The organism is Flavobacterium sp. CR10 (genome assembly GCF_055814415.1).
In genome coordinates, this window is sequence record NZ_CP185985.1 from 2,454,526 (window position 1) to 2,473,525 (window position 19,000).

At 33.6% G+C, this 19,000-nt stretch carries 16 protein-coding genes; 3 read left to right on the top strand and 13 right to left on the bottom strand.

Going from position 1 to position 19,000, the window contains the following annotated elements; translation table 11 throughout:
• The first annotated feature begins 5 nt into the window (after positions 1-5).
• The 3 genes from ACNRYB_RS10945 (at position 6) to guaB (ending at position 3,636) form a co-directional block, all read left to right on the top strand.
• The gene (locus tag ACNRYB_RS10945) at positions 6-557 is read left to right on the top strand and encodes a hypothetical protein (protein WP_473730072.1); all 552 of its coding nucleotides are present in this window, start codon (positions 6-8) and stop codon (positions 555-557) included.
• Positions 554-1,951 (top strand): DUF5723 family protein, encoded by a 1,398-nt coding sequence (locus ACNRYB_RS10950; RefSeq protein ID WP_473730073.1) that lies wholly within the window; start codon positions 554-556, stop codon positions 1,949-1,951. The genes ACNRYB_RS10945 and ACNRYB_RS10950 overlap by 4 nt, the downstream gene beginning before the upstream one ends.
• Before the next feature lie 212 nt (positions 1,952-2,163).
• Positions 2,164-3,636 (top strand): IMP dehydrogenase, encoded by a 1,473-nt coding sequence (guaB, locus tag ACNRYB_RS10955; protein ID WP_260673064.1) that lies wholly within the window; start codon positions 2,164-2,166, stop codon positions 3,634-3,636.
• 284 nt (positions 3,637-3,920) lie between these two features.
• Here the strand turns inward: guaB and ACNRYB_RS10960 are convergent, their stop codons facing one another.
• From ACNRYB_RS10960 to ACNRYB_RS11020, 13 genes are all read right to left on the bottom strand, one after another.
• Positions 3,921-5,063, bottom strand: a complete 1,143-nt coding sequence (locus tag ACNRYB_RS10960; RefSeq protein ID WP_473730074.1) for an FAD-dependent oxidoreductase — start codon at positions 5,061-5,063, stop codon at positions 3,921-3,923.
• 167 nt (positions 5,064-5,230) lie between these two features.
• The gene (locus ACNRYB_RS10965; protein WP_473730075.1) at positions 5,231-5,821 is read right to left on the bottom strand and encodes a TetR/AcrR family transcriptional regulator; all 591 of its coding nucleotides are present in this window, start codon (positions 5,819-5,821) and stop codon (positions 5,231-5,233) included.
• A gap of 321 nt (positions 5,822-6,142) precedes the next feature.
• Positions 6,143-7,027, bottom strand: a complete 885-nt coding sequence (locus ACNRYB_RS10970) for a L,D-transpeptidase (protein ID WP_473730076.1) — start codon at positions 7,025-7,027, stop codon at positions 6,143-6,145.
• A gap of 248 nt (positions 7,028-7,275) precedes the next feature.
• Positions 7,276-8,766 carry a S41 family peptidase gene (locus ACNRYB_RS10975; RefSeq protein ID WP_129747284.1) on the bottom strand — a complete coding sequence of 497 codons (1,491 nt, stop codon included), beginning with the start codon at positions 8,764-8,766 and terminating at the stop codon, positions 7,276-7,278.
• Between the two features lie 39 nt (positions 8,767-8,805).
• Positions 8,806-9,390 carry an NUDIX domain-containing protein gene (locus ACNRYB_RS10980; RefSeq protein WP_129747285.1) on the bottom strand — a complete coding sequence of 195 codons (585 nt, stop codon included), beginning with the start codon at positions 9,388-9,390 and terminating at the stop codon, positions 8,806-8,808.
• A 50-nt stretch (positions 9,391-9,440) separates the two neighbouring features.
• The gene (locus tag ACNRYB_RS10985; protein ID WP_129747286.1) at positions 9,441-10,712 is read right to left on the bottom strand and encodes an adenylosuccinate synthase; all 1,272 of its coding nucleotides are present in this window, start codon (positions 10,710-10,712) and stop codon (positions 9,441-9,443) included.
• 98 nt (positions 10,713-10,810) lie between these two features.
• The gene (locus ACNRYB_RS10990) at positions 10,811-11,275 is read right to left on the bottom strand and encodes a Fur family transcriptional regulator (RefSeq protein ID WP_008462215.1); all 465 of its coding nucleotides are present in this window, start codon (positions 11,273-11,275) and stop codon (positions 10,811-10,813) included.
• 88 nt (positions 11,276-11,363) lie between these two features.
• A complete protein-coding gene (locus ACNRYB_RS10995) occupies positions 11,364-13,583 on the bottom strand; it encodes a RelA/SpoT family protein (protein WP_129747287.1) in 2,220 nt (739 codons plus the stop codon).
• 241 nt (positions 13,584-13,824) lie between these two features.
• Positions 13,825-14,613, bottom strand: a complete 789-nt coding sequence (locus ACNRYB_RS11000) for a TrmH family RNA methyltransferase (RefSeq protein WP_343707853.1) — start codon at positions 14,611-14,613, stop codon at positions 13,825-13,827.
• 142 nt (positions 14,614-14,755) lie between these two features.
• The gene (locus ACNRYB_RS11005; protein WP_129747289.1) at positions 14,756-15,685 is read right to left on the bottom strand and encodes a DUF2167 domain-containing protein; all 930 of its coding nucleotides are present in this window, start codon (positions 15,683-15,685) and stop codon (positions 14,756-14,758) included.
• 42 nt (positions 15,686-15,727) lie between these two features.
• Positions 15,728-16,807, bottom strand: coding sequence for a phosphoglyceromutase (locus tag ACNRYB_RS11010; protein ID WP_473730077.1), 1,080 nt, complete (start codon positions 16,805-16,807; stop codon positions 15,728-15,730).
• Between the two features lie 151 nt (positions 16,808-16,958).
• Positions 16,959-18,245 (bottom strand): DUF58 domain-containing protein, encoded by a 1,287-nt coding sequence (locus ACNRYB_RS11015; protein ID WP_473730244.1) that lies wholly within the window; start codon positions 18,243-18,245, stop codon positions 16,959-16,961.
• Between the two features lie 67 nt (positions 18,246-18,312).
• On the bottom strand, positions 18,313-18,978 hold the full coding sequence (locus tag ACNRYB_RS11020; RefSeq protein ID WP_473730078.1) for a hypothetical protein: 666 nt from the start codon (positions 18,976-18,978) through the stop codon (positions 18,313-18,315).
• Positions 18,979-19,000 lie beyond the last annotated feature (22 nt).

The following is a 19,000-nucleotide window of genomic DNA, read 5'->3' on the forward strand; positions in this document are numbered from 1 at the left end:
ATATCATGAGATCACAACTTCGAAGTAAAATTTCAATTATATTATTTTCAGTCTTTTTATTGTTTTCCTGTTCAAGCGATTTAGATTTTAATCAGGTAAACGATTTTAAGCTTGAGCCTGTGTTTGTGGCAAATCTTGCTTATTTTGATATTCCGGCAAATAAACTTGAAGATGATGGAAGTACAAATATTTATCCTGACGTAAGAGATTTTGATATTTTTAAAAATAAATTTTTTAATGAACGCCTTAAAAAAGCCGAGTTTGATTTTGAAATAGAGAATAACATAAATCGTTCTTTTGTCATAAACATGCTTTTGCTTGATGCAGAAAATAAGATCTTACAGACCATATCTTTTACAGTTCCATCCTATAAAGGAACGCCAAATGTTATAAAATACCCAACAGAAGTTTTTGAAAACGCGCGATTAGATCTTTTAAAACAAACCCAAAAAATTGGCTTTGTGGTAATAATTGCTGCGGGTCCTCCGTTAAATAGTGGAAGTCTTGGAAATTTAAAATTAAGATCAAGTGCAACAGCTTATTTAGTAATCGAATGAGAAAGGCACTAATTCTTTGCTTGTTTTTTCATCTTTCCTGTTTTGCTCAAAACAGAGAGCTGTTATATAACTTTACTTCAATTCCGCAATCCTCGCTTGTAAATCCTGGAGCAGATGTTTCGTATAAATATTATTTCGGATTTCCTGTTTTATCTGGAATTTCGGCAAATGTGGGGTCAAGCAGTTTCTCAGCTTATGATTTATTCGCGAATGATGGAGTAGATTTTAATCAAAAAGTCAGAAACGTCATTAATAAATCTTCCAGCAATGATAAAGTGGTGACCAATCAGCAGCTGGAATTGTTTTCTGGCGGATTTAGAATAGGAGGAAGAGAAAGCCGTTCTTATATTTCATTTGGGGTATATCAGGAATTTGATTTCTTTATGTTCGTTCCAAAAGATTTGGCTTTGTTGGCCTTAAATGGAAATAGAGATTATATCGGAAAATCATTTAATTTAGGCGATTTAAATATGAAAGCCGAAGTGCTTTCTGTTTTTCACGTCGGTTTTCATAAAAAGGTCAATGATAAATTTGTTTATGGAGGGCGCGCTAAAATTTATTCGAGCGGTGCAAATGCTACTTCTACAAAAAATTCAGGATATATTTATACAGGACAAGAAGCGGGAACTCCAAACCTTTACAATCAAGTTATTTCTTCCAATTTAGAATTAAAAACTTCTGGACTTGCTCGCTTTACAAAAGATGAATACGAAGGAAATGTAGCTCGTGATATTGCCAATAATACCTTTTTTAATGGAAGCCTAGGTTTTGGTGTCGATGCTGGAATTACCTATTATATAAAAGATAATTTACAGCTAACGGCAAGTATTATAGATTTAGGTTTTGTGCGACAAACCAAAGATATAGAAACTCTTACCTACAAAGGAACTTACCAATACAATGGTGCTAATCCAGATTTTATGGGTACAGATGATCCAGAAAATGTTTTCGACGAATTTGATAAAGCCATACCAAGAGATACACTTTATAATAAGTATACCACTTGGCGTCCGACAAAATTGTATTCTTCCATTCAATATTCATTTGGAGAAGAGCGTCCTGATGATGAATGTAATTGTCACGGAAAAGTCAATAAATATTATAAAAATGCAGTAGGAGCACAGCTTTTTGCAATGTCAGCCCCTAGAACACCGTTATTTGCCTTGACAGCTTTTTACAGAAGAAATATTTTTAAGAAATTAGATCTAAAAGCCACTTACACTTTAGATACTTTTTCAAATAAAAACATTGGTTTAGGACTTGCAGGAACAATTGGTCCAGTAAATATTTATGCTCTAGTCAATAACGTATTAGAATATAAAGATATTTCCAAAGCTAGCAGCGCGGCCTTTCAGCTCGGAATCAATTTTGTCTTTCAAGATAATAAAGAATAGATAAATTCCAATTTTTTTAAATTCCAAACTCCAAACTCCAAACTCCAAAAAAAGCGAAGCTTTTTTTCGATCTGACTTGGAATTTGGAATTTAAAAAAATTGGAATTTAATTTGAAAGACTTTTCCTGTAAATATAAATTTATGAATAAGTTAGTATTCAAGTTAGCAATTTATTCACTATATTTGCACGCAATTCAACTAGAAATTGCACCATGATAGCACACAACTCCAAGATTATCGGCGAAGGTTTAACTTACGACGATGTATTATTAGTACCTAACTACTCGAATGTGCTTCCTCGCGAAGTGAGCATTAAATCAAGATTCTCAAAAAACATTACATTAAACGTTCCAATTGTATCAGCTGCGATGGATACAGTTACAGAAAGCGCGATGGCAATTGCTATGGCTCAAGAAGGCGGAATTGGTGTTTTACATAAAAATATGACTATCGAACAGCAAGCAGGAAAAGTTCGAAAAGTAAAACGTGCTGAAGCAGGTATGATTATCGATCCGGTAACTTTACCAATGAATTCTACAATTGCTGACGCTAAAAACGCTATGAAAGAATTTGGAATCGGTGGTATTCCAATCGTTGACGAAAATAAAATCCTTAAAGGTATCGTTACAAACCGTGACTTACGTTTCGAGAAAAACGGAGCAAGACCTATCGCTGAGGTTATGACAAGCCAAAACTTAGTAACGGTTTCTGAAGGAACTTCACTAGAGCAGGCAGAAGTAGTTTTACAAGGTCACAAAATCGAAAAATTACCAGTTGTAAACGATAAAAACGAATTAGTTGGTTTAATCACTTTCAGAGATATTACAAAACTGACTCAAAAGCCAATCGCAAACAAAGATTCTTTTGGCCGTTTAAGAGTTGCTGCTGCAATTGGAGTTACTGGAGATGCTGTTCAAAGAGCAGAAGCTTTGGTTGCTGCTGGTGTAGACGCCATCATTATCGATACAGCTCACGGACACACAGAAGGTGTAGTGAATGTATTAAAAGAAGTAAAATCAAAATTCCCTCAAATAGACGTAGTAGTTGGAAACATCGCTACTCCAGAAGCTGCTAAATATTTAGTAGAAAACGGAGCAGACGGAGTAAAGGTTGGAATCGGACCTGGTTCTATCTGTACAACTCGTATCGTTGCAGGTGTTGGTTTCCCTCAATTCTCAGCAGTTTTAGAAGTTGCTGCAGCTATTAAAGGAACAGGAGTTCCAGTTATTGCTGACGGTGGAATTCGTTATACAGGAGATATCCCTAAAGCTATCGCTGCAGGTGCTGACTGTGTAATGTTAGGCTCATTATTGGCAGGAACAAAAGAATCTCCGGGAGAAACAATCATTTTTGAAGGAAGAAAATTCAAATCTTACCGCGGAATGGGATCTGTTGAAGCAATGCAGACAGGTTCTAAAGATCGTTATTTCCAAGATGTTGAAGACGATGTTAAAAAATTAGTTCCGGAAGGAATCGTTGGACGCGTTCCTTACAAAGGAGAATTAAACGAAAGTATGCTTCAGTTTATTGGAGGTCTTCGTGCAGGTATGGGATACTGTGGTTCAAAAGATATTCCTACTTTACAAGAAACAGGTCGTTTCGTAAGAATCACTTCAAGTGGAATTACTGAAAGTCACCCTCATAACGTAACAATTACAAAAGAAGCTCCGAATTATTCTAGATAATTTTAAGTTTTGGTATAAAACAAAAGGCGTAAGATTTTTTTTTCTTACGCCTTTTTTTATAATTCTGCATAATTTTGTCATTTCGAACGAAGAGAGAAATCTTCGTAAGAAACTCCGTAAAGCATATCATCAATCTTTGGCGAGCCACTTGTGAAGATTTCTCTCTTCGTTCGAAATGACAAGACTGTGTTATGTCTTTGTCGAATCCTTCGTGTGATTCTTCGTTCCTCAGAATGATAAACGTTATATAGAAGAACTTATATCACTTACATGGTGAAAAAAAATCACATACCACGACTACTCAAAATATCTTCAGCAACGATATCAGAATGCAGTAAATCTTCCATTTTCTTTGTCATGCGCTGTGCTTCTAATGCATAACCGAACATTTTTTTCTCGTAATCGGCGATTGCTTCATCAATGGTTTCAAATTTTGCGTTGGTTAAGTTTTGGGTTAAATGAAAAGCATCAAATAATCCCATATTTACGCCTTCGCCAGCAAATGGAGGCATTAAGTGAGCTGCGTCGCCAACAAGCGTAATGTTTGAATGTTGTTTCCAAGGTTCTTCTAAAGAAAATAAACGCAATGGCAAACCAGAAAATTCAGTCGAAGCAGCAAAGAATTTTTTGTAATCATCGTTCCAGTTTTTAAAAGTCTCATTTAAAAAAGCAATCACGGCTTTATCATCTTCAAAGTTGATTCCGTGATTTGAAATCCAATCTTCGTCAGCTTTAAAAGAAACACCAAAATGTACAGAACCATCGCGCATGGTATGCGTATAAAACATTTTATGTTCGCCCATTGCCATCACATTTCCGTTTCCGTATTTCGGCTTAAACTCAGGATAATCTTGATCAGGATTTACAATTTCTCCCTGAATAATATAGGTTCCAGAAAGCTGAGGTTCTTGATCGCTTACAAATTTTCTAGCGTTAGATCGTCCGCCATTGGCAACAATTACAAAGTCTGCGGTTGTTTTTGTGCCGTTTTTAAATTCTAAAACATATTGATTTTCTGTTTTTTCAATATTAACTAGTTGGCTATCCCAAATAACTGTACCTTCTTTGAGGTTGTCCAGCATAATTTTTCTAAGATCATTTCGGTCAATTTCTGGACGCGAAAAAGCATTGGTTTCATTTGGCATTTCATCAGAAGTAATGTTTCCGTCCATATTAGCCATTTTCTCGCCAGTTGGTCGAGCATATTTGTAGAATTCATCCATTAAACCTGCTTTCTGAATCGCAAACTGTCCAGAATCTGAGTGAATATCAAGAGTTCCACCCGAAGTTCTAGCTTGAGCATTTATGTCTCTTTCATAAACTTTTACATCAGCACCATTAATTTGTAAAATTCTAGCTGTAGTAAGTCCAACCGGACCGCCGCCAATAATGGCAATTTTTTTATTTTCTATAATTGAAGTTTTCATTTTTATTGAAATTAATATTATTGAAATTACTTTACGACTTTGCACAGAGTGATAAAGTATTGAGAATTTAGTTTTTGGAATTTAGTTTTTGGAGTTTGTCTTTAGGTCCCAAGATTGGAATTTGGAATTTGGAATTTAGAATTTGGAATTTGGAATTTGAGATTTATTTATGGAGTCAGCGCTTTTAAAACCAGATTAAAAGCTTCATTTTTAATCTCTTCTTTAAGAACAAAAGATTTTCCAGACATTGATTTTCCGTCTCTGTGAAATTCTAAAAGAGAATAAAGCGAACCGTAAGCAATGCTCCAAAAGACTTCATAAGGAACAGAAATAAGTTCTTTTCTTTCAATTGCTGAAAGCATAAACTCAGTCATCATTTGCTTGTATTCTCCTGTCACTTCTTGTATGATTGCATCGCCGTAAGTAGAATGCCTTAAAAGGTCAAAACACGTGGCTTGCAGCGCAAAATTTTGAGTAAAATAAATACGATTTTCCCATTGATTTCGTAATCCGTCTCTGAAAGACATATCTGTAGAAAAACCGTCAAACATCTTTTCAAAGAAATTTTGGCCAATTTCGATTCCAATTTTACGAATCAAATCTTCCTTGTCTGAATAATAGATATAAAGTGTAGCTACAGATATTCCGCATTCTTTTGCCAAACGGTTCATTCCAAAGCCTTCTATGCCTTGGTTTACGATCATTTCTATTGCTTTTTGCTTTACAATTTCTTCTTTATTAATATCTCTTGTTCTCATAATTCTAATTAATTATGGTACAAAGATATAAATAATAAATGAACGATCGCTTATTTATGATTGTTTTTTTTAAATTGCTAAGATTCTAAGCTTCTGAGATTCTAAGTTTTTTTCTTTTTTTAGGTGCAAAGGAGCAAAGAGGCAAAGGTTCAAAGTTCAGAGGTTTGAACTTTATAAATTGCCTCCCGCTTTAGCTGGAGGTTCATAATGGTTAAGTGTTGGGCTTTAGTCAAATATTTACATTTGGTATTGACAAGAATAAAAAAAATCAGCTGAAATAAAGTATATTATTTCAGCTGATTTTTTTTATCGAGAGTATATTTATATTGTTTTTGTAGGCTCGGCTTCTCTTAGATTTTGATTTTCTAAAATCTCTTTTAAAAACGGTTTTACCTGATTTTCAATTTCAGATTCTGGAATATTTAGAGCTTCAGGATCTGATGCCAATTTTAGCCAAGGTTTTGGTCCGTCAAAATCATAACTTCCAAAAACCACGACAGGAGTTCCTTTTACTTTTACATTTTCTTTGTCTTTTAGAATCCATTCGTCAGCAAATGTGTAAAGATATTTGGCATCTTTTTCTAATAATCTCAAACAAGAATGAGAAGCAGGATATCCTGGTAAATCGTATTGATGAAAGCCAACTCCTAGCTTATTTTCAATGTTAAAGTTCCATTTTAGTTCCCATTCATCGTTAAATGTACTGGTTGTTTTTTCTGCTTTCCAATTGGTGAAAAACAATCCAGTAGGAGTAGGATCTTTTTTTCTTCCCATATTGGTTGGACCCGTACGCACCAATTCACCGTTTTCGTAAGCAGCAAAGGTCTGTGTAGGATAAGAAAAAAGGATAATTTTTGAAACTTCTTCTAAAGCCGAAACATGTAACGGAAACGGAAGATAGTAAACCAAATCTCCGCTAAAATCTGCTGGAATTACAACAGAATCCAGTTTTTTAAAATTGGCTTTATCTGTTCTGTTTAAAGCGTAAACAATATCCATTTTAGAACTGTCAGCTTCATTTAGTTTCAGCCATTCTTTTGTATTTGTGATTTGATAAGAGACTGTCTCTGGCTTTTTATATTCAATTACTTTCTTTTTTTCTTTTTTATTTTCAGTCAATGTGATAGTATCGGTTTTTTTACAAGAACCTAATAAGACTAACATTAAAATCAGTAGGGCGTTTGCTGTGTAATATAACTTTTTCATAGGTTGGTATTTTTATGAATATAAAGTTATACATCTGATAGCTGAAAAGGGTTACATAATTTTTTGAATTGGTTTCGAGATTTTCATTAAAAATTTCAAATAGCTCATTTTTCTTCTGACGTGTTGATAATATAGCTATTATTTTTAGAAAAATTAAAAAGTTAAGTGATTTATAATCAGAATTTTGTTTGAGTATTCAGGAATTTTAAATTGTGTTCTGATGAAGAAAATTTCCAAAAATATTCAATTTATTCCTCAATCAATTTCAAAGTATATTCCAATTGCGTATCTCTGTTTTTCATAAAATCTTCAAAAGTCTGCTTCACTTCATAATCTGGAATTATGCCCCTTCCAAAAATCTGATTGGGCTTTTTAGGAACATCTTGTTCTAGATTTACAATCGAAAATTGTGTTTTAATTTTGGTATTGGGCAATTCGTATTCAATAGGAGTGTGGCCATTATGACCGAAATAACCGCCCATAGTTTCTTCGCCAACAACAATTGCATTTGTGTTTCCTGCAACCAAAGAAGCAAATAAGGAGCCTGCAGAAGCAATTCTTGGACTTATTAATAAATAAATCTGACCTTTAAAACTGTTTTTCTCAGCCTGTAATAATGGGTTGAATTTTTCGTCTTGAATGTATTTCCCGTTTTCCGACTTTGGAAATTCTTCTTTCAATTCATCTTCAAAATCCTTTTTTTCTTCCTGTTTTTTCTGCGGTTCAGTTTCTTCATAAACTAAATATTCAGAAAAAGGAACTTCTTGAAAATTGACATAAGCAGATGCATTTTCACGAAACGGTTTTTCTGCTAAATAAGAAAAGGTAACAATGTCGTTAGGATCAGTTCCACCGCCATTATTTCTTACATCAACAATTAAATTCTTTATCTGATTGTTTTTTGAAAGATAATTAAAACAACTGTCTAGGTATTTTTTATAAGCCAAATGTTCTTTATGTTTTGCATTTCGGCCAATTACAAAAGTATGGACAGAAAGTAAAGCGGTATTATTAGAAATGACTTTAAAAGAATATTTATCCTTTGCGCGATTGTATTGTAAACTATCAATGGGAAGTGAATGGCGGTTTTTGAAATTCTCTTTTCGAATTTCGTTTGAAACAGCTGAAATAGTTTTTTTTAATCTTTTGGTTTGATTTGGAAGCGAATATTCTACTGTAAATCTCTTTTGCGGACCATATTCCATTTCAAAATATTTGGCAAAAGAACTCCCGATTCCGATTGATTTTCCTGTGATATTATAACCGTCGGTAGTGTAATATTTGTAGAAAGACGAAAGCAGTTTTGAAGTTTTGATTCCGTTAATGCTATAAATTTGAGAACCCAGCGGAATTTGAGTATTTTCAAAATTAAGAATAAGCTGACCATTAATAAGTTTTACAGGAAAAGGAAAGAAAACATTTCCCGATGAATATTTCTTTTCAAAATCTTCAGGAAGTGTAGTGTCGTTATGCAGACTTCCTTCAAAATCGGTAATCTGCAAAACTATTTTATAAAATTCTATAAGGCTTTTGGGCGTATTGATCTGCGAAAAAGCCCAAGAATAAATACTGTCAATCTGCTGTTTTGTTCTGTATTTATAAAGTCCAGAATTGGCTTTTTCTCTTATTTCTTTAAAAATGGTTAAATCTTGCTTGAGTTTTTCTGCTGGCCATTTTTCGTTTTGAGAAAAAGCGAAAAGCGGTAAAAAGAAAATAAGAGCTATTTTGAATTTGAGCATTTTAGATTTTTTAATCAATCTAAAATACTCAAAAAACTTTTAAATCAAGCCTTTAATTTTTGCATGCTGCAGTAACATAATGGTTTTGGCATCTGTAATTTCTCCAGATTCAATCATAGCGTAAGCTTCATCAAAAGTATATTCTAAAACTTCGATGTTTTCTTGTTCTGCGTCAAGTCCGCCGCCAGAACTTACTTTCATGCTTTCGTCATATTCGCCAACAAATAAATACAAAATCTCTGTTACAGAACCTGGTGACATATACGTTTCAATAACTTTTTGAACTTTAGAAATTCGATATCCTGTTTCTTCTTCTGTTTCGCGAATAATAGCTTGCTCTGCATTGTCTTTGTCCAAAAGACCAGCGCAAACTTCGATCATCATTCCTGTTTTATTTCCGTTAAGGAAAGTTGGAAGACGAAACTGACGCGTCAGTATAACCGTTTTTTTGGTTGAATTGTATAATAAAATTCCAGCACCATTTCCGCGGTCATAAACTTCACGAATATGCGATTCTACTTTTTCGTTTTCTTTTTTATAGTTAAAAGTAACTTTGTTTAAGACATACCAATTGTCTGATAATAACTTGGTTTCTGTGATCTCAATTTCTGGATTTTTTCTCATGTCAGTAAGAGTCAAAAAAAACGCTCTGATAATCAGAGCGTTTAAATGTATTATTTTGTTATTGTTTGTTTTCTATCTGGTCCAACCGATACGATTTTGATTGGCACTTCGATTTCTTTTTCAATAAACTCAATATATTCTTTTAGCTCAATTGGCAATTGATCGTAAGTTGTCAATCCTGTTAAATCTTGCTTCCATCCTTTAAACTCTTTGTAAACCGGAGTAACATTTTCTGGTTCAATGTTATAAGGGAAGTGAGAAATGTTTTGTCCTTTGTAGTTGTATTCAGTACAAACTTTTAAAGTTTCGAAACCAGAAAGAACATCACCTTTCATCATCATTAACTGAGTAACTCCGTTAACTTGAACTGCATATTTTAAAGCAACAAGGTCTAACCATCCGCAACGTCTTTGTCTTCCTGTTACAGAACCAAATTCGTTACCTACTTTTGCCATTGTAGCACCAACTTCGTCAAAAAGTTCAGTAGGGAAAGGTCCGCTACCTACACGTGTAACGTAAGCTTTGAAAATTCCGTAAACCTCTTTGATTTTGTTAGGCGCAATTCCTAAACCTGTACAAGCTCCAGCAGCAGTAGTGTTTGATGAAGTTACGAAAGGATAAGTTCCGAAATCAACATCTAGTAAAGATCCTTGAGCTCCTTCGCAAAGAATAGATTTACCCGCTTTTTGAGCTTGGTGCATGTATTCTTCGCTGTCAATGAAATCTAATTTTTTCAATTCTTCGATAGCTTCAAAGAATTCTTTTTCTAATTCAGCTAAGTTGTATTGAATGTTAACATCATAGAAAGCAATCATGGCTTCGTGTTTGTCAGCTAAAGCTCTGTAACGCTCTTTAAAATCTTCTAATTCAATATCTCCAACACGTAAGCCGTTTCTACCAGTTTTGTCCATGTAAGTTGGCCCAATTCCTTTAAGAGTAGAACCAATTTTCGCTTTTCCTTTAGAAGCCTCAGAAGCAGCATCTAATAAACGGTGAGTTGGTAAAATTAAATGTGCTTTTCTCGAAATGATTAATTTGCTTTTGATATCAAGGTTGAATTTTTCTAAACCTTCAATTTCTTTTTGAAAAACTACAGGATCAATTACAACACCATTTCCGATAACATTTACTGAGTTTTTATGAAAAATTCCAGAAGGGATTGTTCTAAGTACGTGTTTAATTCCGTCAAATTCTAATGTATGTCCTGCATTTGGTCCTCCTTGAAAACGTGCAATAATGTCATAATTTGAGGTAAGTACGTCTACAATTTTTCCTTTACCTTCATCTCCCCATTGTAATCCTAGTAATAAATCTACGGTCATTCTGTTTTAATTTGCGTTGGGACAATCTAAGTCGTCCTACTGATTATGTAGTTAATTTTCTTTTTTTATTTTTTTTTGAAAAAGTCTAATTGAATAGACTATGAATTTGAATTTTGCTTTTTGTTTCCGTAGAAATAAAGCGAATGATTAGTGATTTCAATATCAAAAATTTCTTCAATAGTCTTTTTGATGGTTTGAATTCTTGGATCACAAAATTCAATTACTTCTCCCGAATCTGTCATAATGATGTGATCATGCTGTTTATCAAAATATGATTTTTCGTAGTAAGCCTGATTTTGTCCAAATTGATGTTTTCTAACCAAAGCGCAGTCCAACAATAACTCAATCGTGTTGTATAAAGTAGCTCTACTCACACGATAGTTTTTGTTTTTCATTTTGATATAAAGGTTTTCGATATCAAAATGCTCCTCGCTGTCGTAAATTTCCTGAAGTATAGCATAACGCTCAGGAGTTTTGCGATGCCCTTTTTGTTCAAGATATAGTGTAAAAACATTTTTTACAATTTCTTGATTCTTAGTGTTGTCAGTTGAAATAAGTGTCATATCCGGCAAAGATAATTTTTTATTTTTAATGAATAAAAGTTTCGGGTTTAAAGTTTCGTTACAAAATTCTTATAGTTTCCCTAAAAAGTTAGGTTCTGTACTCTCTGGTAACCTTATCGACCCCGTCAATTTTCTTAATGGCATTGATCATTTTCTTTAAAATGGTATTGTTTTTTACAATTACCGCAATCTGACCGTGGAAAATTCCGGCGTCTGTACTCAAGGAAATACTTTGAATATTGACGCTCATATTGTTCGAAATTACTCGTGTCAGTTGGTTGGTAAGTCCTAAAACGTCCATTCCGGTGATATTGATAATGGCTTTGAATTCCTCTTGTGAAGAATCAATCCATTTGGCACTCATGATTCTGTAAGCATAATTCGACTGCATTCCAATTGCGTTCGGACAATCTTTCTTATGCACTTTTATTCCTTCATTAATCGTAACAAAACCAAAAACATCATCACCAGGAATAGGGTTACAGCATTGCGATAATTTATAATCTAACTTGTCATGTTCAGTTCCAAAAACCAGCATGTCATAATTGCTGCTGATGACTGGCTTATGAATATCTTCGGCTGCAGTATCTTTATTTCGTTTAATTTTATTTTTGAAGAAATTGATGAACGAATTGCTTTTTTGTGCCGCATAATCTTTCAACTGCTGATTTTCGATCGCACCAATTCCAACTCTATAAAATAAATCTAAACTTGTTTTTAGTTTGAAAAAGTTTACAAGTTCATTAGTTACCTGTTCGTTAAAAGTAACTTTTAAATGTTTTAATTTTCTAACCAGTAATTCTTTTCCTTCTTCTGCAATCTTTTTAGTGTTCTCGTTAAGAACGTTTTTGATTTTATTTTTTGCTCTCGAAGTCGTTACATATTCTAACCAGTTTACTGTTGGTTTCTGGTTTGGAGAAGTAATTACTTCGACCTGATCGCCACTTTTTAATTCATGATTTAATGGAACTAATCTTCCGTTTACACGAGTTCCTCGGGTTTTAATTCCAATTTCTGAGTGAATGCTGAAAGCGAAATCAAGAGAAGTGGCGCCTTTTGGCAATGATTTAATTTCTCCTTTTGGCGTAAAGACAAAGATTTCTTTAGAATACAAATTCATTTTAAAATCTTCCACAAAATCAACCGCATTGGTTTCTTGATTTTCCAAGGCTTCGCGAAGCAAGTTTAACCAAGTATCTAAACCGCTTTCTTCTGTTGCGCCGTTTTTATATTTGTAATGAGCTGCATAACCTTTTTCTGCAATTTCATCCATACGTTCGCTTCGCACCTGAACTTCAACCCAGCGTCCTTTTGGTCCCATAACGGTAATGTGAAGTGCTTCATAACCAGTTGATTTTGGTGATGAAATCCAATCACGAAGACGGCTCGGACTCGGTCTGTAGTGGTCTGTTACGATAGAGTATATTTTCCAAGCTAAGAACTTTTCTTCATGTGGATCTGCTTTATAGACAATTCTAAGCGCAAATTTGTCATAAACTTCATCGAAGGTTACGTTTTGAGCACGCATTTTTCGGCGAATAGAATAAATCGATTTTGGTCGGCCTTTGATAATGTAATCGATGCCTTCGTTGTCTAAAGATTTCTTCAAAACCTCCGAAATATCTTTGATATAAGCGTCTTGCTCTTCCTTAGTCTCACGAATTTTGCTTACAATGTCATCATAAACTGCTGGTTCGGTATATTTTAATCCTAAATCTTCAAGTTTGGTTTTAATGTTGTAAAGTCCCAAACGGTGGGCTAGAGGAGCATAAATGTATAAAGTTTCAGATGCGATTTTGGTCTGTTTGTATTCCGCCATCGAATCCATTGTCTGCATATTGTGCAAACGGTCTGCCAGTTTAATTAAAATTACGCGAACATCATCATTTAAAGTCAGAATCATTTTTCTGAAATTCTCAGCTTGCATCGAGGCATTTAAATCTTTTTGAACCAATGAGATTTTAGTAAGGCCTTCAACTAGCTGGGCTACTTTCGGATTAAATAAACGCTCAATGTCTTCAACAGTCATTGGTGTATCTTCTACAACATCGTGCATTAAAGCCGCAGCAATAGCGGTCGCGCCCAGACCAATTTCTGAGGCAACAATTTTTGCAACTGCAATAGGATGAAAGATATAGGCTTCTCCTGATTTACGTCTCTGATCTTTGTGAGCATCAACGGCAACATCAAAAGCTTTTCTAATTAATTTCTTGTCAGTAGGGCTTAAAGTTTGGTAACTTATTCGAAGTAATTCCTTGTATTCCTGCGCAATAGCTTTGTTTTCTTTTTCTATATCTATTTCTGTCATAACGGCATAGTTCAAGTACTAAAAATAAGAATTAGTTTGAACATACACAAGATTTTAGATTGTTGATTTTAGAGTGCAGATTTTAGATTTTCCATGTAGGAATAAGGCTTCGACTCTGCTCAGCTAGACATTGAAGCAGTCGTTTTTTTAAATTAAAAATTAAAGATTAAAAATTAAAAGTTGAAGACTTTTAATTTGAACCTCAGAACCTTTATCCCTTTGTCCCTTTGCACCTTTCAAATTAGAATCCTCTTTGTCTTTTTGCTTCAAAAATTAAAATAGCAGCAGCAACAGAAACGTTCATACTGTCTATTTCTCCCTGCATTGGAATAATGATGTTTTGAGTTGCTTCGTCACGCCATTCTTGCGTTAAACCAGTTGCTTCTGTGCCCACAACCAAAGCGGTTGGAGTTGTGAAATTCTGAGTATGATATGAAGTGGAATTCTGTAAAGTGGCGCTGTAGAAATTGATCTTTTTTTCTTTCAAAAAAGCAATAATTTCTGCTGATGTTCCAGTTGCAATCTGATTCGTAAAAAGGCATCCTACGCTAGAACGCACAATGTTCGGATTGTATAAATCGCTTTTTGGATTGGCAATTAAAACTGCGTCCAAATTGGCTGCATCTGCAGTTCGCAAAACGGCACCAATATTCCCTGGTTTTTCTAAAGATTCAACCACAAGAATTAATGGATTATCGGATAGTTTTAAATCAGATAATTTTAATGATTTGGTTTTCGCTACAGCTAAAATTCCTTCCGTTGTATCGCGATAGGCCAGTTTTTGGTAAACTTCTTTGTTGATTTCGATAATCTGAAATGGATTTTGAATCAGTTTGTTGATTTCTGATTCTGAAACTAATTCTGGTAAAAATAAAACCGTTTCGATTTCGTAACCGCCTTTTATAGCTAATGAAATTTCGCGTTGTCCTTCGATCAAAAATGTTCCGGTTTGTTTTCTGGCTTTGGCTTTTTCTTGAAGTAAAACCAAAGATTTGATATACGGATTTTGAACTGAAGTAATTTGTTTCATTTTTTTTAAGGCTCAAAGTTGCAGAGGGGCAAAGGTACAGAGTTTTTTTCTTCTCGCAATAATTTAAAATAGCCACGAATTCACGAATTAATTCTTTACAATGAAAAAAACTAAAATTCGGGAATTCGTGACTAAAAAAGGTTTACTCTTCAGTAGAATTATTTTCTTCTAAAAGAGCAGTTTCTTCAGCAGGTTTTGTGACTATTTGATCTTTGTCTCCAAAAAGAAATTTCTTTATTGCAGCAAAAGCAGCAATAATTCCGATTACAATAAATTTTCCGAATTTTGCTAAAATAGCAAAGAATCCAACTTTTGCTAATACTTTTCCAGCCACCAAACCTCCGATTGTCCAAGCTGCGACAGTGTCTGTGTCTGCATCAAAATCAAGGTATTTATGTCCGTCATTGAACTCAACACTTTTGATGATTCCTGGAATACTTGCTTTAACTTCTGCTAACTGATTTACACCAGCAACAGCAGAAATATTATACATTCCTTTTCTTCCTAAAACTCTTAAGTCATAATTTAAAGTGTGTTCTTTATCCTGTCCAAACTGTAGTTCTTTTGCCCAGTGCAATACTTTTAAATTATTGTCATAAAATGGTTTAGATGCCCAACCAATTAATTGAACTTCGGGATAACCTGCATTCTTTCTTTCCACATTGGCAGTAGCCACATCTTCTTTCATCGTTTTAAGAAGATCGTCATAATCAATATCATCAGCATCATCATCTTTTACATAACCGTCCCCTTGATAGCTAATTACAAACATCCAGCTGTCAGAATGTGTAACGCCTTTTCCATCTGGAACGAGCGAACCTAAAATTGATTTGTCTTCAGGATTTCCCCATAAATTGGTGAGAACATTTTGGGTTTGTTCTGCATTTAAAAATTTGAATCCTTTTGGAACATTTAAGATTCCGTTTCCTTCAGTTAAAGTAATTTTTCCAGATTCATAGTGAAAGGATTTATCAATTTTATCATAATATGTTCTAAGTGTATCAGGCTCACTGGCAGATAATTTAGCAATCGAAATCGTCCATAACAAAACAAATAGTAGTGTTTTTTTCATTAGAGTGGTTTAAAAGGTTAATTATTTAGGTTTTTTGGTTATTTAAAATAGTTCTGAAATTTCTTTCTCAACAGGATGTGACGTTTTAAAATCATATCCCATTATTTTTGCTAATGTTTGAGCAAATTGTTTTTGATAGAATTGAGATTGTGTTTTTATTTCACCTTTTGGCGCAATTTCTGGTCCCATTGCGGCAAACCAAATTTCAGATGCTCCTGGAACATCAGAACCGTGATCTGTCCATTGCGATTTTACTTTGTCGCCGCGTCCGTGATCTACGGTTATGAATAAAGTAGTTTTGTTCTTGTATTGTGGATCATTTTGAACAAAATTCCAGATTTCCTGAATCCATTTGTCAACTTGATTGGCTGCGTCCAAATACGAACGATATTGCGCATGATGCGCCCATTCATCCGTTTCTCCGTAAGCAATGTAAAGTACTTTTGGCTTTTTATTTTTTAGTTCATCTAAAGCTTGATAATGGGTGAAAACATCTAGGCATTCATCCATATGAAATGGTTTATATGAGTTGTCACGCATTTCATTTAATAAGTGCTGAGCTGCTGTTGGTTTATTTCCGCCTACCTTGTCAAAGGCTGAAATTACAGGAAATCCGCTTCTTTCTTCATTTAAAATTCGATCAAAAGCGTCCCATGCGCCAAAAGCGGAAACTTTGTCTTTTAATTTAGATTGCTGATTTAAAAATTCTAAAACATTTACGTTTGGATTGGCTTTGTATCCGTTTGAGTTGACTTTTATATCTACATTTCCAGTCATGATTTCGCTATAACCAGGATAACTAAACCAGTACGGATTGGCAACATCAACTTTATTTCCTAAATCTCGATTTCCATAAATCTGACCTTTAGAAGCAATTTCAGACCAGAAAAAAGGCATTAGTTTTTTACGTGCTTCTTTTATGTTAGAATTGCTATATTTTTTATAAATGTAAGCACTGTCTCCCTGATTGAATTTTTTGTCATTGGCAATTGTGGGATCAATGCCTTTAAAAACTTCCTGCCATCTAAAACCATCTGTAGTGATAATAATAATGTTTTCTGTTTTTTGGGCTAAAGATTTACAGCTCAATAAAATTAGCAGAATTAAAATTGCTTTTTTCATTACTTATTAATTTGAAATACAATTCAAAACTAAGTAATTTAATAAAGCAATTTTTACGGTATGACGTAATGTAACTATAATTTAATAGAATTTGAAAATATATGAACTCAAAAATTCTAAATGGGCATTGGTCGCTTTACATTTAGAACTTTTACAAAATCCCTCTAGACTTAATTTCTAAATATTTATTAATGGCGTCAAGCGTAAGATTTTCAGGTTGTGTTAAGACAGAATGGATTCCGTATTTCTTCAATTCGTTTACGATTAAACGTTTTTCAAACATGAATTTTTCGGCAATTACTTTATCATAAACTTCCTGAATTGTAGTGGTTTTTTTGTTGATGATACCGTTTAATTCTGTATTGCTAAAGAAAACTACAACCAATAAATGGCTTTTGGCAATTCCTTTTAAATAAGGTAATTGACGATTTAAACCGTCCATGGTTTCAAAATTGGTGTACAAAATTATTAAACTTCTCTGATTGATGTTTTTCTTAATGTCAACATACAATCTGCTGTAATCACTTTCGAAGAAATCGGTTTTTACATTGTACAAAGTTTCTAGGATTTTCTGCATTTGCGAACCTCTTCTTTCGGCAAAAACTCTGTTTTCTACTTTTTTAGAAAAAGAAAAAAGTCCTGCTTTATCTTGTTTTTTCAGAATGACATTGGATAAAACCAAAGCCGAATTAATCGCATAATCCAATAAACTTAATCCGTCAAAAGGCATTTGCATAACGCGTCCTTTATCAATTGCCATATAAACGGATTGTGATTTTTCGTCTTGAAACTGATTGACCATCAATGAATTTCTTTTGGCAGTTGCTTTCCAGTTTAAAGTTCGCAAATCGTCGCCTTGAACATATTCTTTAATCTGTTCAAACTCCATTGTATGACCGATTCGGCGTATTTTTTTGATTCCGTATTGAAATAAGTTATTCGAAAAAGCAATCAAATCGTATTTTCTTAACTGAATATAAGAAGGGTAGGTCGGAACCATTTGATCTTTATCAAAAATAAATCTTCTGGAAATGAGTCTTAATGGAGATGAAACATAAATGTTTAGAGAACCAAAATGGTATTCTCCGCGTTCTGTCGGGCGAAGATCATAACCAATTTCTTTTTGTGTCGTAGCTTTTATTGTTTTTACAATTTTGAAATCTCGAACCTGAAATTGAAACGGAATCTCATCAATAATTTTAACCGATACGGGAAAAGTATAATGGTTTTTTAAATTAATTTTTATCGGATTTAAATCCCCGTTTGATAATTTTTCGGGCGTAATTCTTTCAGCTTCAAGACCTGTTCTTGCCACATACAAAAGCAAAATATCAAGTCCTAAAAAAGTAATTAAACCTAAAACGAGTAGCCAAACAGCATTATACATATTCGGAAAAATAAAAGCGCAGACAAACAATCCTATAATGCCAATGAGCATATAGAAAAAGAAATTGTTCAGATATAGACTTTTTATGAATTTCAAGTTTTCTCGGTTTTATGTTTTTCTAATAAATTTTAGTGAAGTCATCAAAATCGAAGCCTTCTAAAGAAGCTATTTTCCAAACTCCGTTTTCTTTAATGGTTTTCACTTTGTATTTAAAATCGCCCTTCCACGACCAAGTCCAATCAAAAGAAGCTTTATCGTTTTCAATTTTTAAATGATTAATCGTCATAGTTTTCCAAAAATTTTCTGGATTGTCTTGACAATTGCACCACGGATTGGCATCATTTCCAAAAGGAGGCAAATCTCCCTCAAGCCATTCTATTTTTTTAGTTTTAAGATTAGAATCGATTCGTAAAGCGATTTTATTGTAATTGTCTAAAAACTGTTGCGAAAAGAAATTGGTTTTCTTAAGTTCCTCCAATCTTTTTTTATGGGAGTTTAAATCTAAGCCAATGTATTTATCTCCTTTTTTGTTTGCAATAGGATTGAAATCATTATTGCTATTTTTAGTTTCTACCCATTCGTACAATTTCTTAACTAAAGTTTCAATTTCCTGTTTGTCATTTTTGAAATAAAAAGAATCTTTGTTGTCTTTTAAAAAAGCAGCATTTGATGTCTGAAAAACAGTCAACAATAGTAGAGAGAATAATATAAGAAGTTTAGACGGTTTCAATTTTTTATAGTTTTTATTGTTTGCTTCGCCAATTCGGCTAAAGCCTTGTGTCAAGTTTCAAGTTTCAGGTTTTGCT

Bases quoted from the DNA above. Each gene is read 5' to 3' on its own strand.
- ACNRYB_RS10945 (WP_473730072.1), top strand. From the start codon at position 6: ATGAGATCACAACTTCGAAGTAAAATTTCAATTATATTATTTTCAGTC.
- ACNRYB_RS10980 (WP_129747285.1), bottom strand. From the start codon at position 9,390: ATGAGAAAAAATCCAGAAATTGAGATCACAGAAACCAAGTTATTATCA.
- ACNRYB_RS10985 (WP_129747286.1), bottom strand. From the start codon at position 10,712: ATGACCGTAGATTTATTACTAGGATTACAATGGGGAGATGAAGGTAAA.
- ACNRYB_RS10995 (WP_129747287.1), bottom strand. From the start codon at position 13,583: ATGACAGAAATAGATATAGAAAAAGAAAACAAAGCTATTGCGCAGGAA.
- guaB (WP_260673064.1), top strand. From the start codon at position 2,164: ATGATAGCACACAACTCCAAGATTATCGGCGAAGGTTTAACTTACGAC.
- ACNRYB_RS11005 (WP_129747289.1), bottom strand. From the start codon at position 15,685: ATGAAAAAAACACTACTATTTGTTTTGTTATGGACGATTTCGATTGCT.
- ACNRYB_RS10990 (WP_008462215.1), bottom strand. From the start codon at position 11,275: ATGACACTTATTTCAACTGACAACACTAAGAATCAAGAAATTGTAAAA.
- ACNRYB_RS10950 (WP_473730073.1), top strand. From the start codon at position 554: ATGAGAAAGGCACTAATTCTTTGCTTGTTTTTTCATCTTTCCTGTTTT.
- ACNRYB_RS11010 (WP_473730077.1), bottom strand. From the start codon at position 16,807: ATGAAAAAAGCAATTTTAATTCTGCTAATTTTATTGAGCTGTAAATCT.
- ACNRYB_RS10965 (WP_473730075.1), bottom strand. From the start codon at position 5,821: ATGAGAACAAGAGATATTAATAAAGAAGAAATTGTAAAGCAAAAAGCA.
- ACNRYB_RS10975 (WP_129747284.1), bottom strand. From the start codon at position 8,766: ATGCTCAAATTCAAAATAGCTCTTATTTTCTTTTTACCGCTTTTCGCT.
- ACNRYB_RS11000 (WP_343707853.1), bottom strand. From the start codon at position 14,613: ATGAAACAAATTACTTCAGTTCAAAATCCGTATATCAAATCTTTGGTT.
- ACNRYB_RS10970 (WP_473730076.1), bottom strand. From the start codon at position 7,027: ATGAAAAAGTTATATTACACAGCAAACGCCCTACTGATTTTAATGTTA.
- ACNRYB_RS10960 (WP_473730074.1), bottom strand. From the start codon at position 5,063: ATGAAAACTTCAATTATAGAAAATAAAAAAATTGCCATTATTGGCGGC.
- ACNRYB_RS11015 (WP_473730244.1), bottom strand. From the start codon at position 18,245: ATGCTCATTGGCATTATAGGATTGTTTGTCTGCGCTTTTATTTTTCCG.